The organism is Rathayibacter iranicus NCPPB 2253 = VKM Ac-1602 (genome assembly GCF_003149025.1).
Lineage (GTDB): Bacteria > Actinomycetota > Actinomycetes > Actinomycetales > Microbacteriaceae > Rathayibacter > Rathayibacter iranicus.
On sequence record NZ_QGDV01000001.1, the window covers coordinates 145338 to 171141 of the forward strand.

The window sequence follows — 25804 nt, forward strand, 5'->3', positions numbered from 1 at the left end:
CATGACCCACGACGACTTCCCGTTCCGCATCACCGAGCGCTTCCCGTTGCCTGATGGGCGAAGCGGCATCACCGCGTGGTCGGCGCTGGACCCGGAGCAGCTTGAGCAGCAGTTGCGGACACGGTCCGGCCACGCTCATCCCGAACGGGAACCCATGCGACGTCTGCATCGCTCTCGACCGCGCACCGTCCTCGTCGAGGAACGGGTAGACGGCGTGCTCCGGCCCATCGACCCGCACCTTCTCGCGCGGACTGATCCGCGCTGGCGGACCGCGCTCTTGCGCTCTCGTCGGCCGGACTGGCTCCGCCGAATCATCGGCCCCAAAGACGTCCCGACCACTCAAGCGCCGGCGAACGTCTCCCGCTGGGTCGAGCCGTCCCTGCCTGGCGGAGAAACCTGGCCGATCGGAGGAAGGAATGAGCGCATATGACGAGCCGAGCCCGATCCTCGAAAGCGGGCGTTCGGAGTTATCCCTTGGCCGGGCTCAGACGGCCGCTTCCAGCTTCGCGTTCACTGTGAGCGGTGGCTCGATATCCGCGGCCATTGACTCGTCATCGACGCCTTCGCCGTTCGCGGGCTCGGTCGACCGTGCGGCGCCAAGAAGACCGGAGCGCTCGAGGCCAGCGAGGAGGACGGCGAAGGCCTCCTCGAGGGCGGTGGTGTCGCGCAGGAGGACGCACTCCCCGCCAGCGGGGTCGAGGCGGACCGTCCGGTAGGTCAAGCGGTGCATACCCTCGACGAGGGTGATGCTGCCAAGGACGGCGCGGCTTCGGTGGGCGCGGGCGATCCAGCGGTTGGCGTGGGTGCGGAGCAGAATCATGACCGGGACCGTCCTCGGTGACGTGGTGCTGAGCAGAAGTGTCTCTTGCGATGTGTGGATCCTCTCGAAGCTCTCTGCGGGATAGGCGGCGATTTCCTGTGCGATAGTGCAGAGTCGAGCGGGGATAGTGGCCGAGAGTGCGCGAGGCATGCAGCGCTTGCCAGAATTCCAAAGGATCGCCGGTGTCGCGGACGAGCACCCCCATTGCCCGGCTCGCCCGGCCTGCGTCGCTCCGAGCCGGAGTTACGCACCCTCATGCCAACCCGCCACCCGTCGTCGCCCGCGCGCGCGAGGCGCACCTCGACATCGACCAGAGAAGCGAAGATCGCGCGCCTCCCGAGCATGACCGCGACGACCGCCAGCCCTGCGATGACCAGTCCGCCGAGTACGCGGACGACTCCGACGAAGATCTCCATAAGTGCCAGTCAAGTAGGCGTTGCTCCCTGTCTCTCCGCCTCGCCTCTCGGCAGGGACGCTTCTGGCGTCAGTCGCCCACAGGGGACAGGAGGCGGACGGCGGGACGGTCCGGCGCAGCCCAGTTCAGCGCGGCCAGTTCATCCGGAGTGAGCCAGAGAAGACGGTCGTGATCGCTGCTTGCCGTGGGACGCTCGTAGAGGAGAGTCGCGTGGTAACAGTGCAGACGGATAGTGAGGGCGCTGGTGGCGGTGTCATCGACGGTCAGCAGCTTCCCGACCGCTATGTGAATTCCTAGTTCCTCGCGAATTTCGCGCGATACTGCGGCTTGGGGTGTTTCCTCCGCCTCGATCTTGCCGCCGGGGAATTCCCACAGCCCACCGGATATCTTGTCGGCGCGCCGTCTGCAAGCGAGAATGTGGCCGTCGTCGGTGATGATCGCGGCCGCGACGCTAAGAATGCGCATGCCCCCTATCTTGGCGAATCGTGTGTCGGCGAGATTCAGCGGTGGCACAGACCGACAGAACGCGGGATGACCTCCTGTCAACCTCGATTCCGTAGGTGTCGCGGCGACGCTGACTCGGTGCGGACGGCACCGCCGGGCGTCGGCCGCGTCATTTCAACGGATCGTTCCCCCAGTTCATCAGCGAGTAGCGCCACTTCGTCTCCGTGACATCGCCCGAGGGACGCTGCGTCGAGTGCCGGTGCACGTATCCCGTGACCTTCCTCATGTGGGCGTAATCGTCGTCGTCGAGGTCGGAATGAGCGGTGCCGAGGATATCGATAATGCGACGCCCGCTCTCGTGGCCGACCGACTCGCCATCGCCCTCGGGCTTGTGGCCGACCTCCTGCGACTCGTCGGTGCTGAGCCAATGCTCGAGTTCTTTCGACGTCATGTTGACGGCGTCGTGAAACTCATCACGGATCGTTTGCTTGTCGTCGTCGGTGATCTCGCCGGTCGTCATTGCGGATGCCCCTCTACCTCGTACCTGTGAGACCAGCGCAGCGTGCCGGAGGGTGAGACGTCAAGCCCCGTGCGCTCTTCCGGGGCGCGCGTACCGTCGAAAGGGTTCGTCCTGTCCCGAGCCGCTCGGGCTCCCACCAGAGAAGAGGCCCTCAATGCCCTCACGCAATACGCTCGTTCGCAGCCTGCACGACCTCGGAGCCGCCGCCTGGTTCGGCGGATCCCTGATGGGCGCCGTCGGCCTGAACGGCGCCGCGTCTACCTCCGCCGACCCCGCTGAGCGCCTCCGCCTCGCCTCGGACGGTTGGGCGCGCTGGACCCCGGTGCAGCTCGCCGCGATCGCCGCCCACGGCGTTGGCGGCATCGGGCTGATCCTCGCCAACAAGACCCGTCTGGCCAACCAGCAGGAGAGCCGCACAAACACGGCCGTGAAGACGGTCGTTACCGGGCTTGCCGGTGCCGCATCGGTCATCGCTGCGATCGCCGGCGCGACCCAGGCGAAGCACGCGGACGAGGGCGCTCCTGGGGTCACCGAGGCCTCGCCGGACACATCGCCTGAGCTGACTACCGCGCTTCGTGTGCAGAAGGTCACGCAGTGGGCGATTCCGGTGCTGACGTCCGTCATCATCATCCTCGGCGCCCAGCAGGGCGAGCAGCAGCGTCCGGTGAAGGGCCTGTTCGAGACAACCGCGCGGATGTTCCGCCACTAAAGACGCCGCAACGTCGGCTGAGAGTGCTCGTTATCTACCACTGTGGATGAGCGTGATTCTCAGCCGACGTTGTGCCGCGCGGTGACGAAGGTCGACAGGCGACCGCTCCTGGACTGTCGCGATCAGGTGGTGAAGTTCCAAAAGTAGGAAGAATGTCTGGGAGTTCTCCTCCATTCCGCCTGTTCTCGTGCTCGGGCGAGCATCCATCCTGAGTTGAGAACGCACAAGTGCAGCCACCTACCAGACACCGGAAAGATCGCGCCAGCTGGTAACAAAGCCGGCTAGTGACGCAGCTGGGCACGAGATCGAGTCGTCGGAGCGGCACTCTGTGCAAACGTCGAGTTCGCTCGCCTTAAGCGGGGCCGCGCCCGGCTGCCTCGGCAAGCGGGTCCCGCGCAGCACGCGGCGCGCGGGACCCGGGCCGTCACTTCGAGGTCGGACCGTAGAAGGAGCTGATCTCGTCAAGCTCCATCTCGGCGGTGGTCTGGATGAGCGTGAGCAGCTCGGGGTCCAGGCCAGGGGAGAACTCCTCGAAGCGCTCCGGCGCGATCACCGAGGGGACGCCCTCGGGTGCCTGTTCCTTCGACTCCAGATCTGTCCCGTCCTGCGAGGGCGAGGCGCCGCGGAAGATCTTGCCCGCCTCCGACGCGCCTTCAAGGTCGAACGTGTACTGCTTGCTCTGGAGGCCGAGGTCGACGAGCTTCTTTACCTCGGGGAACTTTTCGGCGTTGGTCTTCGGGATGGGGAGAGTCTTTCTCCAGTCAATGCCGAGTGTCTCGAGCGCCTTCGCGTAGCCGTTCTCGTGCGCCTGGTCGCGCACGATCAAATAGGCGATGGTCGAGCGTGCCGTCTTATTGTCCGTCATTTCATAAATGCGGCACTTCTGCAGGCGCCCGGTCGACTCGAGCATGAGGTTGTACAGCAGGTCGAGTACGAGGTTGCCCGAGTTGTAGACGTAGCTGCCGCTCCATGGGTTTCCCGCAGCGTCCACAGGCAGCGCACCCTGGGCGCCCACGAGATAGTGGTGGATGTTGCTCGTGTCAAGGGCGATGTTCAGCGGAGTCGCGCCGCCGGCACCCGGTGTGTCGAGCGGATCCGTGGGCTTGCCCTGGTAGCGCGGCGATCCGTCCAGCAGGCGCGAGATAGTCGTGCCGATCAGCTCAACGTGGCTGATCTCCTCTGTACCGATGCCCTGGATGAGGTCGCGATACGGCTTCGCGTCCGCGCCGCGGAAGTTCATGGCCTGGAAGAGGTACTGCATCATGGTGCGCATCTCGCCGAACTGGCCGCCGAGCCCCTCCTGGAGCGCGTTTGCGGCGGCCGGATCTGGCTCGTCCTGCTCGATGTTGTTGATCAGCCGTTGTACGTGGAAGAACATGATTGCCTCCGGGAATCGTCGAACGTTTCCCTCAGCCTGGGTCGAGCTTGCGCTTCACGGAGCCCCCTTGCCAGGAACATGCGGCTGTGCAACCCGGCCTACCGCGCCGCGAACGCCTCCCGATACAACCGGGTCAGTTCGGGCGAGCTGGGTCCGCTCAGGCCGCAGGTCAGGATCGTGTCGCCGTCGGCTGCAAGCAGGTAGTCGACGCCGTTCTCGAACGTGATCGGGGCGCCGTCGATGGCCGACTCGGCGGCCTGGGTCACCGTGACCGAGTCGCCGACCTCTCCGGCGTAGCGATCGAGGACGTGCAACGTGACGACCGCTGCGTCGATGCCGCTGACCTCGGCGCGGAAAGCGACCTGCGCCGGGGCGAGGGCCGCCTCCGTGACCGGCGAGCACACCGCTCCCGGGCCGCCGGTGGCGTACAGCCGGAATGATGACGTCGATCCGCCGCCGACGCCGAGCGCGAAGGGGAGCAGGAGGGACGCGGCGGCGCCGGCGCTGAGCACCCCCACTCCTGCGATGAGCCACGGCGAGCGGCGGCGGGACGTCGCGGGAGGTCGCTCGGTGCCGGGTCCTCCGGCGGCCGCGGCGATGTGAGCGGCGAGTTCCACCGGCGCGAGCGGAGGCAGGGAGCCGGCGGGATCGACGCGCCGAAGCAGCGTGCGTGGATCGTCCCCGCCACCCGACGCGGAGAGGGAGAGTTCGGTGAACTCGCGGCGCGCGCGATCAAGGCGCAGCGCGACGGCGTCTGCCGGCTCGGCCTGGACGACTCCGATACCGGGGACAGTGAGCCCCTCCCACGACCACAGCCGGAGTAGTTCGGCGTCACTCTCGCGGACCCGCGCCAGCGCGAGGCGTACTGCCGCTTCCACGTCGGAGTGCTCGTCGGCGTGTTGCAGCGGCGGCTCGGCGACGTCGATTCGCTGGGCGAGGAAAACCTGCCGACGCTGGAGCCGCTGCGCGGACTGGAGGTGCAGTCGGGCGACGCCGAGCGCCCAGGCGACGGGATCGACGTCGGTCAGGTCGTCTGCGCGCTGGTGCAGTACCTCGAGAGTCGCGGCGAGCACACCGTCGGCCTGCGACTCGTCGGTGCGCCGCCAGAGGTAGCGACGGACAGGATCGGCGACCGTGGCGACGAGAGCAGCGAATCGCTCGGGGCCGACAAGGGGAGCTGACATGCCTCCGCTGCTCCCTTCTCCGGCTATCGGGTGGACTGCCCGCCACGCGCAGGTGGTCGCTAGCCTAAGCGTCAACCCCCGCCTCCCTTTCCCCCGCCGAGGAGCCCCATGCCCATCTGGACTTTGCACGGAGACGGCCGCACCGTCGAGCCTGGCGCTGTCGTCGCCCCCAGCGAACGGCTCGGTTGGCCGGCGACGGTGGCGATCGGCATCCAGCACGTCATCGCGATGTTCGGCGCCACGTTCCTGGTGCCGGTGCTCACCGGCTTCCCGGTCTCCACGACGCTGCTGTTCTCGGGAGTCGGCACGCTCCTGTTCCTCCTCATCACGCGCAACCGGCTTCCCAGCTATCTCGGCTCGAGTTTCGCGTTTATCGCACCGGTCACGGCCGCGACCACCGTGGGCGGCACGGGGTCGGCGCTCGCCGGAGTCGTGGCCGTCGGTCTCCTGCTCGCCGCGGTCGGTGTCGTGGTGCAGGTGGTCGGCCTCGGCTGGATCGACCGCCTGATGCCGCCGGTGGTCGCCGGTGCGATCGTGGCGCTGATCGGCTTCAACCTGGCTCCGACCGCCTACATGAGTTTCAAGGAGGCGCCCGTCACGGGCACGATCACTCTCGCCGCGATCATCCTGTCGAGCGTGTTCTTCCGCGGTTTCCTCGGCCGCGTCTCGATCTTCCTCGGCGTGGTAATCGGCTACGTGGCCGCGCTTCTGTTCGACGAAATCGACTATTCTTCGGTCGCCGCGGCCGACTGGTTGGGGCTGCCGCCCTTCACGTTCCCCGACTTCGCGTCCGGATCGACGTGGTCGGGCATCGCGATGTTCCTCCCTGTCGTGCTTGTGCTGGTCGCCGAGAACGTCGGGCACGTCCGCGGTGTCGCGTCGATGACCGACGCCTCCGCCAACGCGAGCACTGGCCGCGCCCTGATCGCCGATGGTGTGGCGACCACCATCTCCGGTGCGTTCGGCGGTTCCGGCACCACGACCTACGGCGAGAACATCGGAGTCATGGCCGCGACCCGCGTCTACTCCACCGCCGTCTACTGGGTCGCCGGAGTGACGGCGGTCCTGCTCAGCCTCTCGCCCAAGGTCGGCGCGGTCTTCAACTCCATCCCCGCGGGAGTGCTCGGTGGCACGACCACCGCCCTGTATGGCCTGATCGGCATCATCGGCATCAAAATCTGGATCGACAACAGCGTCGACTTCACCCGTCCGGTCAACCAGTACACGGCTGCGGTCTCGCTGGTGATCGCGATCGCCGGCTTCTCGTTCACGTCCGGGGGCTTCCAGCTCGGCGGCATTGTGCTCGGTGCGGGCGCCGCCCTGGTGATCTACCACCTCGGCAACGCGATCGCCCGGTGGCGGCGCACGGGGGCGGATGACGGCGGGCCACTCCCCGCCATCGGCCAGCTGGGCGGCGACCCCCAGGACGGCTGACGCGCGGCGCTTCGGCGCGCAGGAGGTGGCACGTTTACCACGTTCGGGGGAGTCCGCAACCCGGTGCGCTCCCAGGCGACTCCCGCCTAGCGTCGAGTATGACGACCGCAGCAGCGGACCGCCGCACACCGAGTGAGACAGCAAGGAGCACCACCGTGCCGCAGATCATCGAGACCGTCGACGTCAACGTCCCCGTCTCCGTCGCCTACAACCAGTGGACCCAGTTCGAGGAGTTCCCGCGCTTTCTTGACGAGGTCGAGTCGATCCAGCAGGTCACCGACACTCTTACCGTCTGGAAGGTGAAGGTCGGACCCGTCGAGCGGGAGTTCGAGGCCAACATCACCGAGCAGCACCCCGACGAGCGCGTCGCGTGGAACAGCACCGGCGGCGAGACCGATCACGCGGGTGTTGTCACCTTCCACAAGCTCTCGGACGCCGAGACCCGGGTCACCGTGCAGTTGGACTGGGAGCCGAAGGGCTTCCTCGAGACGGTTGGCTCGCTCGTGGGCGCCGGCGGCCACGCTGTGAAGAAGGATCTGAAGAACTTCAAGGAGTACATCGAGAAGCAGGGCTCGCCGGACGGCGCCTGGCGCGGCGACGTCGAGGCCTGAGCCGTGTCAGACAGTAGCACCCCGACTGACGCCGATGGCGAGAAGAAGGACGGCGGCGTCGGTACCGACGGCACCATCCCCGCCTCCACGGACGGCCTCGCCGTCGGCGTCTCCGGCGACTCCCACTTCAACCCCGAAGAGGACACCCCCGCCGACTCCGACAGCTGACTCCCCGCCCTCCCGCGAGATGCCACTTGAGTACGCGACACGCCGAGGAACGTGTAAGCAAGTGGCATCTCGCACGTCCGTGCCGAGAGGGCTGAGAAGCGAGGGGACGGGTCAGCGCCAGGCGCGGGCGTACTGCGGGGGCACGGGGAGCGGGGCGCCGAGTTCGTGGGCGATGCGCATCGGCGCATGAGGGTCGCGGAGGAGTTCCCTTGCCAGCAGCACGACGTCAGCATCGCCAACCGCGACGATTCCCTCCGCCTGCTCAGCGGTAGTGATCAGTCCCACGGCGCCGACCGGCGCGCCTGTCGCCCTCCGCAGATCCCGGGCGAACGGAACCTGGTAGAGCGGGGCGACCGGGATGTCGGTGCCGCTGACGAGTCCGCCGGTGGACACGTCGAACAGATCGACGCCGTCGTCCCGTGCCCACTCCGACACGCGGATAGTCTCCTCCAGCGTCCAGCCGCCCTCGGCCCAGTCGGTGGCCGAGAAGCGCACCAGCAACACCAACTCGCCGATCTCAGCACGGACGGCCCGGACGACCTCGAGCAGCAGCCGGGCGCGGTTCTCGAGCGAGCCGCCGTACGAGTCGTCGCGCCGGTTCGCCAGCGGTGAGAGGAACTGGTGCAGCAAGTAGCCGTGTGCTGCGTGCAGTTCAATCACGTCGAAGCCGGCCTCGACGGCGCGGCGAGCGGAAGCACGGAAAGCCTCGACGAGGCCCGGCAACTCCTCGGCGCCCAGCTCGCGCGGCTCCGCATAGCCGTCGAAGGCGACAGCCGATGGTGCGACCGTTTCCCAGCCGCCCTCGTCGTGTGGGACCGAGCCACGCCCGCTCCACTCGCGGTAGGTCGAGGCCTTCCGCCCGGCGTGCGCGAGCTGGATGCCCGCGAGTGCGCCTCGCCCGTGCACGAAGTCGACAATTGGCGCCCATGCGTCGCGCTGCACGTCGTTCCACAGCCCGGTGTCCCAGGGACTGATCCGCCCAGTCGGCTCGACGGCGGTCGCCTCCGCGATCACCACTCCGACCCCGCCGCGCGCGAGTCCGCCGAGGTGCACGAGGTGCCACGGAGTCGGCACGCCGTCCTGCGCCTCCACCGAGTATTGGCACATGGGTGCGGCCCAGAGCCGATTGCGCGCGGTCCTCGACCGCAGCGTCAGCGCTTGGAATAGTGCAGTCTCGTTCACGTCTCTCCATCCACGTCTCGTCGTCCCCTCCTCTCCCCGTGCGCGAGATGCCTCTTGGGTACGCGGCACGCCGAAGGAGGCGTACCGAAGGACATCTCGCGGTGGGGGGTAGGGGCACAGGCTGCAACCGACGGCAGGGGGTGGGTATGCCGGATCAGCGCGGCCAGAGCGAGCCGGGCGTGTCCTGCCAGGCACTGCTCGGGGGAGCGAGCGACTCCAGCTCTTCGAACAGCGCGTCCGGAATCTCGAGCGCGTCGTCGGCGACGAACGCGTCGTAGTGCTCTGCGGAGGTGGCGCCCACCACCGTGGTCGTCACGCGCCGGTCGCGGGTCGAGAACTGGAGCGCCGCGGCGGCCAGGGGTACGCCCGCGCGCTCGCACGCCGCCCCCATCGCCGCGACAGCGTCGATGGGGGCGGTCGGCGCCGGCTGGTATGCGTAGGAGGCGACCGGCTCGGGCCACCGGGCGAGCGCCCCTCCGCCGTACACTGCCGCATTCACCACGATGACGCCGTGCGCGACGGAGACGTCGATCAGCTCCTCGGCCGAGCGGTCGACCAGCGTGAAGCGGTTGTGCGTGATGACCGCGTCGAAGAGCCCGGTCTCGACGTAGTGGCGCAGCATGGGCGCCGGCCCGCCAGAGATGCCGATCGACAGGGCGACACCCGCGTCCTTCATCGCCACGAGCGCGCGAACGGGGCCGTCCTCGGCGAACGCCGTGTCGTAGGAAATGCGCTCCGGATCGTGCAGGTAGAGCAGGGGGAGGACATCCATCCCGAGGCGCTCGCGGCTCTCGTCGAGGCTGCGCCGCATCCGCTCGGCCGAGTAGCTGCCGGTGCTGGGATCGCGGTCGAGCTTGGTGACCACGGTGATCCCCTCGGGCACGCCGCCCCGGGCGAGCAGCGCCTCGCCGATAAGACGCTCGCTGTGGCCCTGGGCGTACTCGTTGGAGGTGTCGATCACCGAGACGGGGCGCGAGACAGCCTCGGAGTCGAGCACGCGGTCAAGCGCCGGCACCCGGTCGAGGTCGGCTACCCGCTCGGGTCGCCAGGACGTGCCCAGCGTGAGGCGGGTCACCCGCGCGCCAGAGGGTCCGAACGGCCGAAGTGCGGGGGTCTGCGGAGTCATCCGTCCAGCCTGGCAGTGGGGGAGTGGTCGCCGCACCCTGTCTCAGGATGAACTCTCGGTGCACGCTGCGTGCTCGCGGCCGGGGGACCGGTGGGAATGCAGCACGCCGCCAGGCGTTGGGACAGGGCATGCCCTCCTCCACGCCCCTTCACCCGTCCAGCACCCAGAGCGCCCTCGTCGTCGGTGCGACGGGCATCGGAGGCTCAGCCCTCGTCGACCTCCTGACCGAATGCGAGTGGCCGGTGATCGCCCTGTCGCGGCGGCCGGTCGCCGCACGTCCGGGCGTCACTCCGTTGGCCGCCGACCTCCGCTCGGCCGATGACCTCGCGCGCGTCCTCTCCGACCAGCGACCCACCCACGTCTTCTTCACCGCGTGGTCGCGGCAGGCGAGCGAGGAGGAGAACATCGCCGTGAATGGCGGGATGGTCCGAGACCTCCTCGCCGCCCTCGCGCACGCTCCCCTTGAACACGTCGCCCTCGTGACGGGTCTGAAGCACTACCTCGGCCCCTTCGAGGCGTACGGTCAGGGCGCCATGCCTGACACTCCGTTCCATGAGGAGGAGGAGCGCCTTGATGCGCCGAACTTCTACTACGCGCAGGAGGACGAACTTTTCGCCGCAGCGGAGCGGGCCGGTTTCACCTGGTCAGTGCATCGCTCGCACACGGTAATCGGCCACGCCGTGGGGAACGCCATGAACATGGGGCTCACCCTGGCGGTCGCTGCGTCGATCCACCGGGCCCAGGGCACTCCCTTTGTGTTCCCCGGCTCGCTGACGCAGTGGAATGGGCTGACCGATATGACGGACTCGACGATCCTGGCTGAGCAGATGCTGTGGGCGGCGACATCCGAGGCGGGCCGTGATGAGGCGTTCAACGTAGTCAACGGTGACGTGTTCCGCTGGCGCTGGATGTGGGCCCGGATCGCCGAGTACTTCGGAGTCGAGCCCGTCGGACCCGGCGAGGAGCCGCAGCCGCTCGAGCGGCAGATGGCGGAGTCGGGCGCCACGTGGCAGCGCCTCGTGCGAGAGCACGGCCTGATCGAGCCCGACCTCGAGCGCGTCGCCTCGTGGTGGCACACGGACGCCGACCTCGGGCGGATGATCGAGGTCGTCACCGACATCGGCAAGTCGCGCGTCGCCGGCTTCAGCACCTACCACCGCACCGTCGACTCGTTCACGGCGCTGTTCGACCGCTACCGCGCGGAGCGATTGATCCCGTAGGGGTCATACCTTTCCGGGAAAGGAGGCGCTCCGTCGTCCCTGTCACGCGCGCTCCGTGCCGTCGCCAGGTGTGCATCCAACCCATCGTGGGCGCGCCGTCAGCGGCGAGGTTACTCAGTCGACCGATCGCGAGGAGTCGAGCTCTCGAATTCGGTTGACAGCCCTGCGCAAGCTGTCGCTCCTCCCCACGGCGAGAGCGGGCCGCCACACCGTCGATGCGAAGTCGTTGATCCGCGAGACGAAGAGGGGGCCGATTGCGCCGCCGGACGCGGTGACATCCCGTCGGATCGCTGCAGATCGTGAATCGGCACACAGTGCGAGCAGTGTCCTTGTGGCATGAGGAAGGGCCTCGGGATCGACGGGCACACGTGCACGTGACACGGCGAAGTACGAGGAGAACGCCTCAGCGTCCGCGAGAAGCCATGCCTCGGACATCGTGTGTGCGACACGGAGAGAAAATGACGCGTTCCACCGTGAGATCTGTGCCCCCAGCTCCGCCCGCAGTGACACTGGGCACCGTGAGTCGGAGTCGCGAAAGACTACCCAGGGTGTCTGCGCCGACGCGTTGTTGTATTTGGGGATGAGGGGATCGAGACGCGTCTTCCCTCCCGCGACACGGACCTTATTCACGGACTTCCCCGCCTCCCGTGCGACGGCCGAAGCCATCTCTCGATCTGATTCACCCTCCACAGCGATATTGATCACTTCCGCTTCTTTCCTTGGGCGGTGATCAGGCCTGTGAGATCCTGCGGCGCGATCAATCCATCGACGATGTCAGACATCGGAAGCTCAGCGTCCAGCTCTCCCGAGACTTCGGTGATTTCCGATATCAGGTGCGCGACCGTGCCGTCTTCGGTGACTCTCAGCACGAGCACCTCCTCAGCCCGGATTCCCTCGTCATCGAGCAGCTCTGGGGCGTGTGTCGAAAGGACCACCTGGAGATTTCGATCTCTCTGGGTGGCAGCGAGAACGGTTGGCAGCGTGCGGACGATCGCGGAGTTGAGGGACAGTTCCGGTTCTTCGAGCAGCAGGACTCCGCCGTTTGATGGAGCACTAATCAAAGTCCAGAGCAACCCGATCAGTCGGAGCGTCCCGTCGGAGAAGTCGGCCTCGCTCTGACGCGCGGGCGTCTCCCGCCAATTCTTATAACCGGCGATGAGGTGCGGTCGCCCCGCCGAGTCAACCTCCAACTTGAGGGATTGGAACTCGGGCACTGCGGATTGCAAAGCTGTTTCCATCCGACGGAGCCACGCGTTCTTCGTCGCCGTGGGCACGGCATTCATCTGTGCAATGAAGTCGGCCCCATATGGATCACCGGCAAGGGCCCCTATCCGCGCGGGATCACGGATGATCTGAGGTACGAGATGAAAGTACTGCGTCTTGGCGAAGTAATCGGCGAGCACCCGGAACTGCTGATTCGCAGCTATCTGCTCTAGGTGCGTCTGTGTGAGACGAACGCTGTCTGTCGCGTCCTCGCGATCGGGACGTTGCAGAAGAACTATCCCGTTCTTCTCTACTCGCTCTTGATCGACAATCGGGCGGTTCAGCCCGCCCTTCTCGCCGCGGATCGACAAGACGTATCGCCATTCGTCCTCGCCATCGCTCAGCCGGAGGTCGATAATGAGCCGACCGCCCTGGTTGTTTCGCGCGAAGAGGCTACGAACTTTGCTGATGCCGCCGCGGCGTTCTATCGCCGACGTCAAGCCTCCACCTGCCCCAGCGATGTCGCCGAGGAACCGAAAGAGGTCGAGTAGATTGGACTTGCCTGACGCATTGGGCCCGACGACGAAGAGGCGATTGTCAAGCGGAAAGTCCAAGGTCTTGAAATTCCGCCAATTGCTCGCCGTCACGTGAGTGATCCGCACGGTGAACTCCTCCTCGGATCGATAAGTGCTCCTCAGCCTACGGGCACTCCTCTGGCGAAGCGGTTGCTGAACTGATCAAGGCCGCGCCCACGTCCGTCGACCTGTTCGGCGGTCGGTCAAAGCGTCTCTGTTCAGCTGGAGGACGCGTCGGCGTCGCGGGCCTGCTCGGCAGCGTCCGTCGTCTCTGTGTCGATGGCCTGGTCGCTCTTTGCAGTAGCCCCCGCTGTCGCGGGCGGAACTGGTACGTGCGCTTCGGGTGACATCTGGTGCCGGACGAAGCGAAGGGTGAAGCTGCGGCGGCCGATGCCGTCGATCCGCTCGGCGAGGACGCGGACACCGAGCACGGCCACAATCCGCCACTGCGCAGTCTCGTTGCCGACAATGGCGCAGAACTTGTCCCCGGGCCGTAGAGGTGTGCTGTCGGCGGTAGGTGAGGGGCTGGTCGCGTCGCGGCTCATGAGGTCGACTCCTGTGAAAGGCGGACCTCGGGATGACGCGTGCCGTACGCCACGCAGCCGGACGCCGGACGCCGGACGCACAGGAGGGGGGCCTGTGCGTCCGGCGACCGGTTATGGGTGCGACAGAAGGATCGAGCCCGCCGAACCGATCCTGTGCCGCATTGGAAGTGTAGGGGGGTGTTTCTGACAGTGGCGCGTAGTGTCAACCACTTGCGCAGCACCTGCCAGACCTTTCAGCAGTGGCGAGAACGGCACGACCCGCGTCCCTGCGGGGGGAAGCGGGTCGTGGAGAGTGTCGGAGGCCGATCGGGTACGCGCTCCGGCGCGAGAAGTCAGGCCGCGGGCTCCGCCCGGCGCAGGGGTACGGCGGCGTTGTTCACCGGCTCGGGGACGATACGAAGACCGGCGCCGCTGTTGGCGCGTTCCATCAGTGCCTCGACCCATTCAGGATTGATCGTGGGCTGACGGCTGCCCTTGAACTCGAACTGGATCGGGATGGTCGGGTGCATCCACACGCCGCGGCGGCCCGTTCCAGCCTGCGGACTGGCATCGAGGGTGAGCAGGAATCGCTCGTCGCGTCGGAACTTGTTGATGATCACGATCTGGAGGTGAGCGAGGGCGCGATCTTCGACCTCGATGGCGGCGGGAGGGGTGCCGTACAGGATGTTGCCCATGGTTGTCTCCGATCTAGCGAGCGAATGGCTGACAAAAATCAGCGTATATCGCTAGATAACCTTCCTACTAGTTGAGCTAGCTATAAACATCCAAGAGTGCGTTTTCTGTCCAGCCGCTCGACCAGGAACTGCTTGCAGATCGTCGGCAGAGCGGATCTCCGGCGTGCGAAGCCGAATTCGCAGGCCCTGGGGCCGAGGGAGCCGCGTCTCAGGCGCGACGCTGCTCCAAGACATCGTTCGCGTCGTACTCGCCGGCCGGCAGCTCAGTGGAGCGGTCGACCGATCGGATCGCCGCCGGGCGTTCGACGATGTCGCGCATGGTTTGCAGGAAACGAATGACGGTGTCGGCCTCGGAGGGATTCAGCGTCTCGGCTGCCTCAAGCATCCGCTGGTGCGTCTCGTCGAGAGTCTCACGGACCTCGCGGTGGGACGTGGCGGTCGCAACAATACGGATAGCCCGCCGGTCGCTCGGGTGCGGCTCCCGCACCACATGACCGCTCTTGACGAGCCGATCTATGAGGACAGTGGTCGACGCAGACGAGATGCCGAGGTAGGCAGCCAGGTCCTTCGCGCTCACGGGCACACCCTTTTGCTGGCGCCGCATCAGGAACTGGACGGCGAGGAGATCGTTCTCGCCCATTCCCATCGACCCCCGCGTCCGCCGACGCATGGCTGCTTCCGCTGTGCGGAACGCTCGCATCGCGGCGAGCACCTCGACTGCTCCCGGCTCGGTCGTCTCGCCCGAGTACCAAAAGGCTTCGGTGCGCTTCAGCGTGACCTCGTCCATCTGAATAGTCTAGGCAGGCGAGTATTAAGAAGGTCTAGTTAATCCCGCCTCGGACAAGACCCTTGCAGCACCTGCCGGAGATCCACTATTGCCGCGGGTTTCGTTGGCGCCGTCTCAGTGCTTTCGCTCACCGGCTGGCGTGATCCGCGAACGACGAGCCGGATGCTCCTCTCGGCGCTCGGGCAATGGGTACTCGCCGGCGCCCTCAGGGTGAGCGAACGAGCCGCGTCTCGGCATCGATCAGGATCTCGGCCGCGCGGCGGGCGTGCAGCGCGGCTTCCGGGCTCCCGGAGATGGCCGCCGTCGTCTGGGCGCCCTCGGCCAGGATGGCGAGCTGTGCGGCGAGCTCGGAGCCTCCTCCCGCTTCTTTTGCTAGGCGGGCGAGAAATGTTTGAAAGGAGTCCTTGTGCTCGCGGGCAAGCAGGGCGACTCCGGGATTCGACGAGCCGAGTTCGCCAAAAGCGTTGATAAAGCCGCAGCCGCGGAAGGAGTCCTCTGAGAACCAATCGAAGAGAAAGTCGTAGATGGCGAGCAGCTTGCCACGCGGACCTGTGGCCGCCGCAACCCGGGCGCTGACGCCGATCGTCCACTGCTCGTGACGGCCGTGCAGCACGGCGACAATGACGGACTCTTTGCTGGGGAACTCCGAGTAGAGGCGCTTGAGCGAGACGCCGGCCGCAGTCCGCAGCTCGTCCATGCCGACAGACTGGATGCCACGCTCGTAGTAGAGGCGGTCGGCGGCCGCAAGGATCGCCTCGCGGGGCGGGTGCTCGACGAGCGCTGTCATGGACATTCCCCCATGGTAAGCGCTGCGGGAACGTGCGTTCTCGGTGTGGAGCCGTCTGATGTGCAGGGGATCTGAGCCTGGCTCTCGGCGCATCGACAGTCGCGATGCCGCGGGCACCCCGGTGAATCGGACGGGGTCCCTGCGGATCGGACACTGCGGCGCTCCCGGCTGCTAGCGTCGCGCTCGGGCGCGCAGTGGCGCCGGGAAAGGGAGGCGGGGCACATGGTCGTCGCGATGCAGGCCACCGGGTTCGAGCGCGCCGCCCAGGTCGGCGAGCTGCTGATGCGAGGCGGAGGCTTCGGAGCCGATCCCGGCACGGCTCCGCGCAACGCGGCTCGACTCGAACTCGCGGCGCGCGACAAGGTGGTGCTGCTGCTCTGACCGCGACGACTGACCTTTACGCCAATGGACCCTTCGACTCCGTGGGTGCCGCGAACCTGCTCCGCAACCATGCTCTCCCGGGCGTGGAGCGAGTGTCGGAGGACGGCCGGCGGCTGGAGCGCCTGCTGACGATCGACGGCGTCGCCCACCCCGTGGCGGTCGAGCTGACGGCGACAGGGGTGCGACTCGAGGCTGCGCCAGCGGTGCTGATTCCGGCCGCGGCCGCTCTGCGCGCGTGGTTCGACCTCGACTCCGACGTCGTCGCGAGTGGCCGTGTGCTGTCGCACGAGCCGCTGCTCGCCCGCTCGATAATGGCGCGACCTGGCCTGCGAGCGACCCAGTATCCGGAGGCTTTCGAAGCGGCCGTGATGGCGGTCCTCGGCCAACAGGTGTCGGTCGCCGCGGCCCGCACCTTCGGCGGGCGCATGGTGGCGGCGTTCGGAGTCGCAGGGGAGCGAGGGCTGGTGACCTTCCCGAGTCCGCAGGCTCTGCTCGTCCCGGCGTTCGATGAGCTGCGGGCGGCGATCGGAATCACGAACGCCCGTGCGCGGACCGTGTGCGCCGTGGCCGAAGCATTCCTCGCCGGTCTCGCGCTCGACCGGGCCGGCGACCTGCCCGAGCAGCGTCGTCTCCTGCTTGCGATTCCCGGCATCGGTCCCTGGACTGCTGATTACCTCGCGCTGCGGCTGCTCGGCGACCCGGATGCGTTTCCTGCGGGCGACCTGGTGCTGCGGAGGGCGCTCGGACGGGTGAGCGCGGCCGAGGCGGAGGCGGCCTCGCAAGCCTGGCGGCCACATCGCGCGCTCGCAGCCTTCCACCTCTGGGCGAGCACGGGGGCGGTGTAGTGGAGGACCGACCCCGCGCTTCTGATAGCTACTTCTCGCTGTAGCTAGTGCAAGCTCGCTGTATATTCAACAACCGCGTAAATCAAGGTGACTAATCCAGCCCCCGCAACGACCAACACGGAGGATCGCCAAGTGTAAAACGATCGTGTGGCAAAAAGGGATGCGAACAAGAGAATTGATACGCTCATAAATATACCACTGCCGTCTACCCAGTAGTGGACCGGAGCAAAATTGTCGAATAAGAATCCGACCGCGAAAGTCAAGGCCGAGCAAAAGACGGACGCTCGCGCGAAGGGTTTCCACGGTAGCTCCGCGTCGTGCTCTGGCCGATCCTCGGAGAGGACACGACGCGGAACCGTGAGCAGAGCGGGTAGCGCTACGACCACGAATACCGACGACACTACCGCGGCAAAAACCTCAGCGCTGACCAACATTCCTCCCAGGGAGACTGGCGCGTTGCCAATGAGTCCAGAAACGAGGCAGGCTGCAAGCCATCGAAGACGCACTCTGCTCACAATAAAACCTCCCTACGCGATCTTAGCCAGAAACAGTCTCGTCGATATTCTCCGAAGGGCAAACGCCCGGAAGGAGGCAGAGGAAATTGGTGCCTGTGCCTTGGTAGAGTGTCTTCCAAGACTCACTTCCGTCACTATTCGAGAACCGCGCGTAAGCCTCGTGAGATGGAACTGGCTGACGGGAACCCTGAATTGACACAGAGCCACTTCGATAGATTTTTACCCAGGTCAAAGAGTACCGGATAGCACCAGCGAGACAGAAAGGGTCTCCAACTTCGTGAGAAACACCGAACGTCACGAGATCGCCGGAGCGCGTCGGATTTTGAAACACCATGCCCGCATCCGAAGCTGTGCGAGTCTCGATAACGTCACCTTTGGAGTTCAACTTCCGCGTCGGCCCTACACTCTTCACATAGGCGAGATCGTATGGCTCAGTATTATCCCAATTTACATTGAAGAACATTTGTGTCCGGTAGGATGACGTTTCATATGGAGCCCCTGCGCCCGGGCCAATGAAGTCGCGGTTATCTCCCTTGAACGACTCGCCGTCCCCAAGCCCGCATCCGACCTTTGCTTCAAAATTGCTCACCGTGGCGTCCGGGATGAATGTTTTATAATCGTATGCTGTCGTGCTCGGCTGGTATCTGAGCGGATAAACTATCTGATCGCTGTGATTGGTGTCGGCGCTAAGTGCACTGACGGTCATTGCTCGGCTCGCAACGTTCCCCTGAGCGTCCGCTTTCCCTTCGAGGACATAGTCGTAAGAATCCCCAGGCTTCAACCCGGTATCTGTGAAGCGACCGTTCGACGAAGTTCCGCGAATGTCTCCGTCTCGGAGAACGCTGTACTCTCCGCCTGGCGGCGTGTCCCAGTCGAAGCTAGCAGAGTCCGAGGTAATTGCTGACGCAAACTCTGGCGCCGCTTCCAATGGCGTATGACGATCAACTGCATCGCCAAAATTACCTGATGTGAAAACATTGCCATTGATGGTCGTGACTTCGGGCTTCGGAATTGACGCCGTATTATTGCTAGCATTGCTAGCATCCATGGATGGCGCATACTGCACCGTGACAAGTGCATCCTGATCATTTACATGGACAATCTGAATGGTCTCCCCCTCGTCCGATTTACCCACGACCGTCTCTTTAGCTAAACTGGATGCATCGGCGACGCTAGCTCCTGTGGCTTCGAGTTCGACTACTAAACTAGCGTCTTTTGTCTCGCTCGCAAAAGCAAGCGACGGAATGTACGCCCCTGAGATGCATAGCGGTAATGTAATTGCCGTAACCACCCGTAGTCGATTTATGCGCTTCATGTAGAACCTTCCGTAATTTATTCGATAGTGACCGCATTAGCTGTCGGAAATTCTGGAGTCATCAGTGGCACAACTTCGCAGTCGTCTGCGTGTTGATCCCGCACGGTGCATGTCCTTGTATCTCAACGAGCCTGAAGGATTATCGGTGCGGGTAGGTAGCATCATTCGCGGCGGCTACTACCTAAAGGCCACCGCGACGGTCTCCCTGTCGAGGTCCAGCTTCGGGCGCGCCGACGAGGACGGCGGGTATAGCTCCTATCGTCCGTGGGTCGCCCTTTCCAGCACCTCTGACCCTAATGCTCGGCTCGGCGTGCAGGCTAATGTGGCGCGGGATGTGAATTTACATAGCCCCCCTGCGGGTCTCGGGAAGGCGGACAGAGTAGCTAGTCAGCCGTCAACAGGAACCTTCGCACGCTGTCCTACGCAGGGGAGTAGGCAGGAGCGCTGAGGCATTCACTACGAAGATCCCATACTCGCGAGCGCGTGACCGCTCGAACTCGTATACGTCTACATATTCCTTGTCCATAACGCGCCAAGCTGTCGCGATATCGAGGTTGCGGCATCGAGATCGGCGAGAGTGATCCATGGCTCGCCGCGGCTATCACTTCATCACCCTTACGGGAGGGAAAGGTCAGCTTGGCACTCTCGATCATCGAGACTCGGCACCGCAAAGAGCTACGAAAAATCAGGTGTCGGACGAGGGGAACGGCGCCCATGTCGTCCGCGCAATCGCTTACCGCGACGGCCCCTTGCCCGGGTCGTCAGCCCGACTAGGTCAGGTACTCGACATCGTCATACAGGATCGGCGCATCCTCCGCCTCCGGATCCTCGATCGGCACGTCCTCGTGCTCGAGAATAACGGCCACTCCGGGAGAGACCAGCACGCAGACCTCGCGCTCACCGGCGGCCGTGAAGCTCACCATGTCGCCGCGGTTACGCACCGCCTCGACAAGGCTTTTCTCCAGCGCCTTCGTGTCGAGCGAGGCGGCTAAGAGAAAGCGGCGACCGTCGATGCTCAGGGTGGTGCGTCGCACCATCGCTCCAGACCCAGGAGTAGTGCCACGCCCGCCGTGTTCCGCGGTGACCGCCTTGACCCGCAGTGCTGAGGAGTGCATCCGGATCACGGCATTCATGCGGACTCCGGCCGGGACTCGTGGTGACGATGGCCCTGGGAGCGGCGGTCCTCTTTCATTTCGGACTCGAGCAAATGCCGTCGCCCGCCGGCAAGGGTCTCGCGGGCGGCGCGCTCGTTCTCGCGGAAGGAGCTGTAATAGGAGTCGTCGTAGTCCTCCACGATCTGGAACGTCCAGCGCCCCTCGATGACGTTGCGCCCAACAAGCTCCGAGTCGAGCCGCTCGGCGATCTCGTGGTGTCCGGCCGCGCGGAAGGCCTCCACGGCCTCGCCTAGCGCAAGATCGGCCGCTCCGGTGAGCCGGTGGAAGCCGTAGAGCAGACCTCGGGCGTGCTCGACCGTTTCCAGCGCCTCCGAGAGCTTTCCGAGCGCCGCCACCGTGGCATCATCGAGACCCTCCGGGCGCAGGTGCGCGGAGTCCGGGTGGTCGTGTGAGCTGCTCATCTCAGGGAGCTTAGGCCGACCTAAAACCCCTGTGACCCCCTTGCGCCGCCGCCGGGAACGGTTCGTGCCGGAGGCGCAAGGGGCGTCAGCCGGACCTCGCGAAGCGTTCCGGCCTCGGCCACCGCGGTCAGAAACGTGCAGACCGGCTGGCGTCGTCGATCCGTCGGCGAGCCGGGATTCAGCAGGCGCAGGCCACCCGGGGAGACGGTGTCCCAGGGAATGTGGCTGTGCCCGAACACCAGGACGTCGGCGCCCGGGAAGTTCGCGTCGGCGCGAGCCTCCCGGCCTGTCGCCGGCCCGGTCTCGTGCACGACTCGAACGTCGAGGCCGGCGATGCTTGCTTGCGCGACCTCGGGCAGCCGCGCTCGCAGAGCCTCCGGATCGTTATTGCCCCAGACCGCCAGGAGCCTCGCCGCGTGGTGTTCCAGCATGTCCAGCGTCGCTTCGTCGACCCAGTCGCCCGCGTGCACGACGAGGTCGGCCTCCTCGACGGCCCGCCACACGTCGTCGGGCAGGGCCTTCGCCCGCTTGGGTAGATGGGTGTCGGCGAGCAGCAGGAGGCGAACCGGCCCGTCGAGCCGAGGCGGAGCGCCGTCGGGCCCGGGGCGGAGCAACGGCATCAGCGGGCGGGGCCGGGAGTTGGCTCCACGCGGGGATCGGCACCCGGGTCGGTCGTGGTTGCCCAGGCGCGGAGGCGGGCGTCGAGTGCGTCGAGGTCCGCCACGAACCACAGATGGTTGCCGCGGTTGGACTCGACCACGAAGGCCTGTAGCGCGCTCGACGCGGATACGGATCCGCTCACGTCACCGAGGATCACGAGGCGCTTGCCGTAGTTGACGAACTTCTGCACGAACTCGCCTGCGATGCCGGAGCGGAGGCGGAAGAACTCGGGATCGAGTCGGCCGACCGGCACGACGATCGTCTCAGCCTCGCCGCCGTAGGTCTCGCCGATGAGCGTGAGCGCGTCCTCACCAGTGGACAGCGCCGCTCCTTCCTCATCGGTGAGTACGACGGGGACGCCCTGGCGGGTCTCGGTTCTCATCGCCCCAGCCAATCACGTCGGTGCTGGCGCGACGAGGGGCGCCGGGATGTTTCAGGCGTTGGGCGGAACTCCGGTACCGGCACCGCGTTGGCGGGTACGAGGTGACCGGGGTGCGGGAGTGGCAGCAACAGTCTCGGGGGTCATGATGGTGAAGCCATTGTCCCGGATGAGTTCGAGGTCAGCGGCGGCGGCTTGCCCTTCCGCCGTGAGGTAGTCCCCGAGGAAGATCGAGTTCGCGAGGTGGAGCGCGAGAGGCTGCAGGCTTCGCAGGTGAAGTTCTCGTCCGCCGGCGAGACGGATCTCGGCATCGGGGTGGATCAGCCGAGCCAGCGCGATGATGCGGATGCACTGCGCCGGAGTGAGCGTCCAGCGGTCCGCCATCGGGGTGCCGTCGAAGGGCACCAGGAAGTTGATCGGAATCGACTCGGCCTCCAGCTCCCGGAGGGCCATGAGCGCCTCCACGATCTGTTCGTCGGACTCACCCATCCCCACGATGAGGCCGCTGCAGGGGGAGAGGCCCGCTCGATGCGCCTTCGCGATGGTCTCGACACGGTCCGCGTAGGTGTGGGTGCGAACGATGTCATCGTGGAACGACTCGGCAGTGTTGATGTTGTGGTTGTAGGCATGGACTCCGGCGGCAGCGAGCCGGTCGGCTTGGCCGTTCTTAAGGAGACCGAGACAGGCGCACACTTCGATATCCGGATGTAGATGCTTGAGCTGTGACGTGATCTGGCAGACGCGCTCGATGTCTCGGTGCAGCGGCCCGCGGCCACTCGCGACCAGGCAGACCCGAACTGCACCGCCGGCGATCCCCGCGGACGCCTGGGCAACCGCGTCATCGGGAGTTAGCCAGGAATACGTCACAATCGCAGCGGTCGATCCGAGGGCCTGCGAACAGTAGCCGCAATCCTCCTGGCACAGTCCCGACTTCAGATTGACGAGGTAGTTGAGTTTGATCCGATCACCGAAGTATTCGCGGCGGAGCCTGCTCACCGCGGTGACGAGCGCGAGCAGATCGGAGTCGGGGGCTCGAAGAATGCGCAGAGCGTCGGCAGAGGCGAGGGCGGTGCCGCCAAGGACGTCCTCCACGAGTTCCTCGAATGCGTTCACCGGCTAGCACGCTCGCTCGTGACTGGCTTCATCGCCGCGGGGGCGGGAGGGCCTTGGTGTCCGACAACCTGACCGATCATGCTTCCCCTCACCAACGCCCCTCAGCACGACGTGTTCTCAACGCTAGCAACGCTCCCCACGAAGGACGCCCCCTCTCCAGCCGCGGCTCTCCCCCTTCGCGGGGGAACCCCGAACCGTCACCGATGTCTGGAGACTTCACAGCCGAGGGAGCCCTGAGCAGCGGGTTCCCTCAACGGTCGGAGGTTCCCCCGATGTCGAGCGGCACCCGCGTGTGGTCTGTGCCCCACCGGGTGAGGGCGAGGACTGGCTCGCGCAGGGCGAGCCCGTGATCGGTCAGTGCGTAGGCGCGGGTGTTGTGCCGGAGGGGCAGGCGGGAGAGGACGCCGGCCGCCTCGAGTTCGCGCAGGCGGGTCGTGAGGATATTGGTCGGCGCACCGAGGTCGCGCTGCAAGTCTCCGTAGCGCTGCGGACCGTCGAGCAGCCGCTCGACGATGAGCAGCGCCCACCGCGCTCCGATCACGTCGAGCGCTGCGGCGAGGACGCTCACGCCGTTGGATCTGCGTCCGGCTTCATCCAGAACGGGGAGTAGTGGTAGCCGTCGGGGTCATCGAACTGGCGCTGGTACATGAACGGATAGTCGTCGGTGTCGCCGATCCGCCCGCCCGCTGCCTCGGCGCGCTCGGTGAGTTCGTCGACTGCCTCGCGGCTGTCGAGGTCGAAGGACACGGTCACCTTCGAGGGCGTGTCGGGTCCGCCGATCAGCTCGTCGGTGGCACCGACGCTCGCGTACATCTCGCGGCTGCCGAGCATGACGTACTGCTCGGGCGTGATCGCGAAGCAGGACACATGGTGGTCGGACATCTCGGCATTGAGAATCCAGCCGAGGGCGGTATAAAAGGCGGTCGAGCGCTCGACGCTCTCGACCGGGCAGGTGATGAAAAGGCTCATCTGCCGACACTTGCGAAAAGCAAGCGCAACGTCAAGAGCCTCACCGCGGCGGAGCCGTCACCGGAACGATCGCAGGCGCAAGCTGTTCAGCACCACGAAGACGCTCGAGAAGGCCATAGCGGCTCCAGCGACAAGCGGGCCGAGCAGCCCGGCCATCGCCAAGGGAATCGCGGCGACGTTGTACGCGAAGGCCCAGAAGAGGTTGCCGCGGATGATGCCGAGGGTGCGGCGCCCGAGGCGGAGGGCGTCGGGCACGCGACCGAGGTCGTCGCCGACGAGAGTGATGTCGCTGGCCTCGATCGCGGCGTCGGAGCCGGCGCCCATCGCGATGCCGACATCGGCTGCCGCGAGCGCCGCGGCGTCGTTGACACCGTCCCCGACGAATGCGACCCGGCGGCCCTCGGCGCGCAACCGCGAAATGACGGCCAGTTTTTCCTCCGGCAGCACCTCGGCGATCACCTCGTCGATCCCCACGGCGGAGGCAACGGCCCGCGCGGCACCGGGATTGTCGCCCGTGAGCACCAGCACCCGCAGTCCGCGCGCGCGAAGCGTCTGCACGGTGTGGGGGGCTTCCGACCGTGGTTCGTCGCGCAGCACCGCGAAGCCACGCAGCGCGCCATCCCAGCCGACGCCGACGACGGTGCCTCCCTCTGCGGTGGCTCGCTCGGCTCGCTCGGCGAGATCCCCCGGCGCGAAGCCCCACTGCTCCTCTAGCCAGCGCAGCCGGCCGGCGACGACCAGCCGGCCCTGCACCCGGGCGCGCACGCCGAAGCCGGCGCTCGCGCGGAACCCGGTCGCTTCAGGGACGTCCAGATCTGCGGCTCCGGCCACGATCGCGGCGGCAAGCGGATGCTCGGACCCGCGCTCGAGCGCGGCGAGCATCCGTAGGCTCTCGTCATCGCTCGACTCGACCACTTGGAAGGCGCCGGTGGTGAGAGTGCCGGTCTTATCGAACACGACCGTGTCGATGCCGCGGCTGGCTTCAAGCACCTCTGGCCCGCGCAAGAGGATCCCGAGCTGCGAGCCGCGGCCGGTGCCCACGAGCACGGCGGTGGGAGTGGCCAGGCCCAGCGCGCACGGGCAGGCGACGATCAGAACCGCGACGGCCGGCGAGACGGCAGCGGCGAGCCCGGCGCCGGCGATCAGCCAGCCGACGAGGGTCGCGAGTGCGAGCACCACCACGACCGGAACGAACACGGACGAGACGCGGTCGGCGAGCCGCTGCACGCGCGCCTTGCCCGCCTGCGCGTCCGAGACGAGTCGACCCATCCGGGCGAGCGTGGTCTCGGAGCCGACGCGATCGACGCGGACGCTCAGCAGCCCGTGCGCGTTGAGGACGCCGCCGGTGACAAAGGAGCCGGGCCCCACCTCGACGGGTACGCTCTCGCCGGTCAGCATGCTCGCGTCCACGGCGCTGGAACCTTCGAGTACGGTGCCGTCGGCGGCCACGGTCTCGCCGGGGCGCACGAGGAGGCGGTCGCCAACGGCCAGCGCGGACGCGGGGATTCGCTCCTCCTGCCCGTCGGCGCTCACCCGCACGGCGTCCTTCGCACCGAGGCGGAGCAGCGCCCGCAGCGCAGCGCCGGCGTCACGCTTGGAGCGCGCCTCCAGGTACCGGCCGGCGAGCACCAGCACGGGCACGGCGGCAGCGACCTCGAGGTAGATCTCGTCGTGTCCGGAGCTGCTGCCGAGCAGCTGGAAGGGCATGCTCATCCCGGGCCGGCCTGCGTCGCCAAAGAAGAGCGCCCACACCGACCAGAGGAACGCGGCGCTGACCCCGAGGCTAATCAGGGTGTCCATCGTGGTGGAGCCGTGCCGCAGCGCCCGCGAGGCGGTGCGGTGGAAGGGTAGCGCGCCCCACACAGCGACCGGCGACGCGAGTGCGAGGCACAGCCACTGCCAGTTCGCGAACTGCAGCGGGGGGATCATCGAGAGCACGACGACCGGCACGGCCAGCAGCGTCGAGACGCGAAGTCGGGTGCGCAGCGAGCGGCGCTCGATATCGTCGCGGGTGGCGCTGTCAGCCGGGGCGGCGGTGATCGGAGCGGAGGGGAGCGTCGCGCTGTAGCCCGCGGCCTCGACGGCGGCGATCGCGTCGGCGGGACTCGTACCCTCGGGGAGGGTCAGCGTTGCCCGCTCGAGCGCGAGGTTCACGGTGGCGTGCACGCCGGGCAGCGCGTCCAGGCGCCGTTCCACACGAGCGACGCAGGAGGCGCAGGTCATCCCTCCGATGGCGAGTTCGAGCGGAGTGCCGGCCGTCTCGGCCACC

The 25804-nt window shown here is 66.6% G+C and carries 29 protein-coding genes; 8 read left to right on the forward strand and 21 right to left on the reverse strand.

Features of this window, described 5'->3' with window-relative positions; all coding sequences use genetic code 11:
* Nucleotide 1: 1 nt before the first annotated feature.
* Nucleotides 2-430 (forward strand): hypothetical protein, encoded by a 429-nt coding sequence (locus B0H03_RS00720; RefSeq protein WP_104266214.1) that lies wholly within the window; start codon nucleotides 2-4, stop codon nucleotides 428-430.
* A gap of 54 nt (nucleotides 431-484) precedes the next feature.
* On the opposite strand, the gene B0H03_RS00725 is transcribed toward B0H03_RS00720, so the two are convergent.
* From B0H03_RS00725 to B0H03_RS00735, 3 genes are all read right to left on the reverse strand, one after another.
* On the reverse strand, nucleotides 485-820 hold the full coding sequence (locus B0H03_RS00725; protein ID WP_127844072.1) for a hypothetical protein: 336 nt from the start codon (nucleotides 818-820) through the stop codon (nucleotides 485-487).
* Nucleotides 821-1304: 484 nt separating this feature from the next.
* A complete protein-coding gene (locus B0H03_RS00730) occupies nucleotides 1305-1700 on the reverse strand; it encodes a (deoxy)nucleoside triphosphate pyrophosphohydrolase (protein ID WP_104266255.1) in 396 nt (131 codons plus the stop codon).
* Nucleotides 1701-1848: 148 nt separating this feature from the next.
* Nucleotides 1849-2199, reverse strand: a complete 351-nt coding sequence (locus tag B0H03_RS00735) for a DUF3140 domain-containing protein (RefSeq protein WP_181075090.1) — start codon at nucleotides 2197-2199, stop codon at nucleotides 1849-1851.
* Between the two features lie 154 nt (nucleotides 2200-2353).
* On the opposite strand from B0H03_RS00735, the gene B0H03_RS00740 reads away from it, so the two are divergent.
* Nucleotides 2354-2908: a hypothetical protein gene (locus B0H03_RS00740; protein ID WP_104266216.1), complete on the forward strand. Its 555-nt coding sequence runs from the start codon at nucleotides 2354-2356 to the stop codon at nucleotides 2906-2908.
* A gap of 424 nt (nucleotides 2909-3332) precedes the next feature.
* Here the strand turns inward: B0H03_RS00740 and B0H03_RS00745 are convergent, their stop codons facing one another.
* Both B0H03_RS00745 and B0H03_RS00750 read right to left on the reverse strand, forming a co-directional pair.
* Complete coding sequence (locus tag B0H03_RS00745; RefSeq protein WP_104266217.1) at nucleotides 3333-4286, reverse strand: manganese catalase family protein; 954 nt, start codon at nucleotides 4284-4286, stop codon at nucleotides 3333-3335.
* A gap of 98 nt (nucleotides 4287-4384) precedes the next feature.
* Nucleotides 4385-5470, reverse strand: a complete 1086-nt coding sequence (locus B0H03_RS00750; protein ID WP_104266218.1) for a sigma-70 family RNA polymerase sigma factor — start codon at nucleotides 5468-5470, stop codon at nucleotides 4385-4387.
* 108 nt (nucleotides 5471-5578) lie between these two features.
* Between B0H03_RS00750 and B0H03_RS00755 the strand changes: the two genes are divergently transcribed.
* The 3 genes from B0H03_RS00755 (at nucleotide 5579) to B0H03_RS16415 (ending at nucleotide 7683) form a co-directional block, all read left to right on the forward strand.
* On the forward strand, nucleotides 5579-6904 hold the full coding sequence (locus B0H03_RS00755; protein ID WP_104266219.1) for a uracil-xanthine permease family protein: 1326 nt from the start codon (nucleotides 5579-5581) through the stop codon (nucleotides 6902-6904).
* Between the two features lie 155 nt (nucleotides 6905-7059).
* On the forward strand, nucleotides 7060-7515 hold the full coding sequence (locus tag B0H03_RS00760; RefSeq protein WP_104266220.1) for an SRPBCC family protein: 456 nt from the start codon (nucleotides 7060-7062) through the stop codon (nucleotides 7513-7515).
* A 3-nt stretch (nucleotides 7516-7518) separates the two neighbouring features.
* Nucleotides 7519-7683, forward strand: a complete 165-nt coding sequence (locus B0H03_RS16415; protein ID WP_164860208.1) for a hypothetical protein — start codon at nucleotides 7519-7521, stop codon at nucleotides 7681-7683.
* A gap of 111 nt (nucleotides 7684-7794) precedes the next feature.
* Here the strand turns inward: B0H03_RS16415 and B0H03_RS00765 are convergent, their stop codons facing one another.
* Both B0H03_RS00765 and B0H03_RS00770 read right to left on the reverse strand, forming a co-directional pair.
* Complete coding sequence (locus B0H03_RS00765; protein ID WP_104266221.1) at nucleotides 7795-8865, reverse strand: NADH:flavin oxidoreductase/NADH oxidase; 1071 nt, start codon at nucleotides 8863-8865, stop codon at nucleotides 7795-7797.
* Between the two features lie 154 nt (nucleotides 8866-9019).
* A complete protein-coding gene (locus B0H03_RS00770; RefSeq protein WP_104266222.1) occupies nucleotides 9020-9991 on the reverse strand; it encodes an aldo/keto reductase in 972 nt (323 codons plus the stop codon).
* 128 nt (nucleotides 9992-10119) lie between these two features.
* On the opposite strand from B0H03_RS00770, the gene B0H03_RS00775 reads away from it, so the two are divergent.
* Nucleotides 10120-11211, forward strand: a complete 1092-nt coding sequence (locus tag B0H03_RS00775) for an SDR family oxidoreductase (protein WP_104266223.1) — start codon at nucleotides 10120-10122, stop codon at nucleotides 11209-11211.
* A gap of 701 nt (nucleotides 11212-11912) precedes the next feature.
* Here the strand turns inward: B0H03_RS00775 and B0H03_RS00785 are convergent.
* The 5 genes from B0H03_RS00785 to B0H03_RS00805 all read right to left on the reverse strand — a co-directional run bounded on the left by B0H03_RS00785 (nucleotide 11913) and on the right by B0H03_RS00805 (nucleotide 15782).
* Nucleotides 11913-13076 (reverse strand): AAA family ATPase, encoded by a 1164-nt coding sequence (locus tag B0H03_RS00785; RefSeq protein ID WP_104266225.1) that lies wholly within the window; start codon nucleotides 13074-13076, stop codon nucleotides 11913-11915.
* A 131-nt stretch (nucleotides 13077-13207) separates the two neighbouring features.
* Nucleotides 13208-13534, reverse strand: a complete 327-nt coding sequence (locus B0H03_RS00790) for a hypothetical protein (RefSeq protein WP_104266226.1) — start codon at nucleotides 13532-13534, stop codon at nucleotides 13208-13210.
* A gap of 332 nt (nucleotides 13535-13866) precedes the next feature.
* Nucleotides 13867-14208: a DUF7882 family protein gene (locus tag B0H03_RS00795; RefSeq protein WP_104266227.1), complete on the reverse strand. Its 342-nt coding sequence runs from the start codon at nucleotides 14206-14208 to the stop codon at nucleotides 13867-13869.
* Between the two features lie 208 nt (nucleotides 14209-14416).
* On the reverse strand, nucleotides 14417-14995 hold the full coding sequence (locus B0H03_RS00800) for a MarR family winged helix-turn-helix transcriptional regulator (protein WP_104266228.1): 579 nt from the start codon (nucleotides 14993-14995) through the stop codon (nucleotides 14417-14419).
* A gap of 205 nt (nucleotides 14996-15200) precedes the next feature.
* Nucleotides 15201-15782, reverse strand: coding sequence for a TetR/AcrR family transcriptional regulator (locus B0H03_RS00805; RefSeq protein WP_104266229.1), 582 nt, complete (start codon nucleotides 15780-15782; stop codon nucleotides 15201-15203).
* Nucleotides 15783-16004: 222 nt separating this feature from the next.
* On the opposite strand from B0H03_RS00805, the gene B0H03_RS16420 reads away from it, so the two are divergent.
* Together B0H03_RS16420 and B0H03_RS00810 are read left to right on the forward strand one after the other, a co-directional pair.
* Nucleotides 16005-16163: a hypothetical protein gene (locus B0H03_RS16420; RefSeq protein ID WP_160487191.1), complete on the forward strand. Its 159-nt coding sequence runs from the start codon at nucleotides 16005-16007 to the stop codon at nucleotides 16161-16163.
* The gene (locus B0H03_RS00810) at nucleotides 16160-17008 is read left to right on the forward strand and encodes a DNA-3-methyladenine glycosylase family protein (RefSeq protein ID WP_258062083.1); all 849 of its coding nucleotides are present in this window, start codon (nucleotides 16160-16162) and stop codon (nucleotides 17006-17008) included. The genes B0H03_RS16420 and B0H03_RS00810 overlap by 4 nt, the downstream gene beginning before the upstream one ends.
* A 537-nt stretch (nucleotides 17009-17545) precedes the next feature.
* Here the strand turns inward: B0H03_RS00810 and B0H03_RS00815 are convergent.
* The 9 genes from B0H03_RS00815 to B0H03_RS00855 all read right to left on the reverse strand — a co-directional run bounded on the left by B0H03_RS00815 (nucleotide 17546) and on the right by B0H03_RS00855 (nucleotide 25803).
* Entirely contained in the window at nucleotides 17546-18838 is a 1293-nt protein-coding gene (locus B0H03_RS00815) for a DUF3238 domain-containing protein (RefSeq protein WP_109714830.1), read from the reverse strand.
* 770 nt (nucleotides 18839-19608) lie between these two features.
* On the reverse strand, nucleotides 19609-19971 hold the full coding sequence (locus B0H03_RS00820) for a hypothetical protein (protein WP_104266231.1): 363 nt from the start codon (nucleotides 19969-19971) through the stop codon (nucleotides 19609-19611).
* Nucleotides 19968-20414 carry a hypothetical protein gene (locus B0H03_RS00825; protein ID WP_104266232.1) on the reverse strand — a complete coding sequence of 149 codons (447 nt, stop codon included), beginning with the start codon at nucleotides 20412-20414 and terminating at the stop codon, nucleotides 19968-19970. The genes B0H03_RS00820 and B0H03_RS00825 overlap by 4 nt, the downstream gene beginning before the upstream one ends.
* A 20-nt stretch (nucleotides 20415-20434) precedes the next feature.
* Nucleotides 20435-21034 carry a metallophosphoesterase family protein gene (locus B0H03_RS00830; RefSeq protein ID WP_104266233.1) on the reverse strand — a complete coding sequence of 200 codons (600 nt, stop codon included), beginning with the start codon at nucleotides 21032-21034 and terminating at the stop codon, nucleotides 20435-20437.
* Nucleotides 21034-21456: a DUF4180 domain-containing protein gene (locus B0H03_RS00835; protein WP_104266234.1), complete on the reverse strand. Its 423-nt coding sequence runs from the start codon at nucleotides 21454-21456 to the stop codon at nucleotides 21034-21036. The genes B0H03_RS00830 and B0H03_RS00835 overlap by 1 nt, the downstream gene beginning before the upstream one ends.
* A gap of 51 nt (nucleotides 21457-21507) precedes the next feature.
* Nucleotides 21508-22566, reverse strand: coding sequence for a biotin synthase BioB (gene bioB / locus B0H03_RS00840; protein ID WP_104266235.1), 1059 nt, complete (start codon nucleotides 22564-22566; stop codon nucleotides 21508-21510).
* Nucleotides 22567-22816: 250 nt separating this feature from the next.
* Nucleotides 22817-23134: a winged helix-turn-helix transcriptional regulator gene (locus tag B0H03_RS00845; protein ID WP_104266236.1), complete on the reverse strand. Its 318-nt coding sequence runs from the start codon at nucleotides 23132-23134 to the stop codon at nucleotides 22817-22819.
* Entirely contained in the window at nucleotides 23131-23535 is a 405-nt protein-coding gene (locus B0H03_RS00850) for a VOC family protein (protein ID WP_104266237.1), read from the reverse strand. Before B0H03_RS00850 ends, B0H03_RS00845 begins: the two co-directional genes overlap by 4 nt.
* Before the next feature lie 57 nt (nucleotides 23536-23592).
* Entirely contained in the window at nucleotides 23593-25803 is a 2211-nt protein-coding gene (locus tag B0H03_RS00855; RefSeq protein ID WP_258062081.1) for a heavy metal translocating P-type ATPase, read from the reverse strand.
* Nucleotide 25804 lies beyond the last annotated feature (1 nt).

What these genes read in the sequence shown, in the direction of transcription:
- B0H03_RS00720 (WP_104266214.1), top strand. Translation starts at nt 2, where the DNA reads ATGACCCACGACGACTTCCCGTTCCGCATCACCGAGCGCTTCCCGTTG.
- B0H03_RS00735 (WP_181075090.1), bottom strand. Translation starts at nt 2,199, where the DNA reads ATGACGACCGGCGAGATCACCGACGACGACAAGCAAACGATCCGTGAT.
- B0H03_RS00815 (WP_109714830.1), bottom strand. Translation starts at nt 18,838, where the DNA reads ATGAAGCGCATAAATCGACTACGGGTGGTTACGGCAATTACATTACCG.
- B0H03_RS00825 (WP_104266232.1), bottom strand. Translation starts at nt 20,414, where the DNA reads ATGAGCAGCTCACACGACCACCCGGACTCCGCGCACCTGCGCCCGGAG.
- B0H03_RS00835 (WP_104266234.1), bottom strand. Translation starts at nt 21,456, where the DNA reads ATGAGAACCGAGACCCGCCAGGGCGTCCCCGTCGTACTCACCGATGAG.
- B0H03_RS00745 (WP_104266217.1), bottom strand. Translation starts at nt 4,286, where the DNA reads ATGTTCTTCCACGTACAACGGCTGATCAACAACATCGAGCAGGACGAG.
- B0H03_RS00775 (WP_104266223.1), top strand. Translation starts at nt 10,120, where the DNA reads ATGCCCTCCTCCACGCCCCTTCACCCGTCCAGCACCCAGAGCGCCCTC.
- B0H03_RS00850 (WP_104266237.1), bottom strand. Translation starts at nt 23,535, where the DNA reads ATGAGCCTTTTCATCACCTGCCCGGTCGAGAGCGTCGAGCGCTCGACC.
- B0H03_RS00820 (WP_104266231.1), bottom strand. Translation starts at nt 19,971, where the DNA reads ATGAATGCCGTGATCCGGATGCACTCCTCAGCACTGCGGGTCAAGGCG.
- B0H03_RS00755 (WP_104266219.1), top strand. Translation starts at nt 5,579, where the DNA reads ATGCCCATCTGGACTTTGCACGGAGACGGCCGCACCGTCGAGCCTGGC.
- B0H03_RS00800 (WP_104266228.1), bottom strand. Translation starts at nt 14,995, where the DNA reads ATGGACGAGGTCACGCTGAAGCGCACCGAAGCCTTTTGGTACTCGGGC.
- B0H03_RS00790 (WP_104266226.1), bottom strand. Translation starts at nt 13,534, where the DNA reads ATGAGCCGCGACGCGACCAGCCCCTCACCTACCGCCGACAGCACACCT.
- B0H03_RS00750 (WP_104266218.1), bottom strand. Translation starts at nt 5,470, where the DNA reads ATGTCAGCTCCCCTTGTCGGCCCCGAGCGATTCGCTGCTCTCGTCGCC.
- B0H03_RS00805 (WP_104266229.1), bottom strand. Translation starts at nt 15,782, where the DNA reads ATGACAGCGCTCGTCGAGCACCCGCCCCGCGAGGCGATCCTTGCGGCC.
- B0H03_RS00795 (WP_104266227.1), bottom strand. Translation starts at nt 14,208, where the DNA reads ATGGGCAACATCCTGTACGGCACCCCTCCCGCCGCCATCGAGGTCGAA.
- B0H03_RS00725 (WP_127844072.1), bottom strand. Translation starts at nt 820, where the DNA reads ATGATTCTGCTCCGCACCCACGCCAACCGCTGGATCGCCCGCGCCCAC.
- B0H03_RS16420 (WP_160487191.1), top strand. Translation starts at nt 16,005, where the DNA reads ATGGTCGTCGCGATGCAGGCCACCGGGTTCGAGCGCGCCGCCCAGGTC.
- B0H03_RS00830 (WP_104266233.1), bottom strand. Translation starts at nt 21,034, where the DNA reads ATGCCGTTGCTCCGCCCCGGGCCCGACGGCGCTCCGCCTCGGCTCGAC.
- B0H03_RS00770 (WP_104266222.1), bottom strand. Translation starts at nt 9,991, where the DNA reads ATGACTCCGCAGACCCCCGCACTTCGGCCGTTCGGACCCTCTGGCGCG.
- B0H03_RS00730 (WP_104266255.1), bottom strand. Translation starts at nt 1,700, where the DNA reads ATGCGCATTCTTAGCGTCGCGGCCGCGATCATCACCGACGACGGCCAC.
- B0H03_RS00740 (WP_104266216.1), top strand. Translation starts at nt 2,354, where the DNA reads ATGCCCTCACGCAATACGCTCGTTCGCAGCCTGCACGACCTCGGAGCC.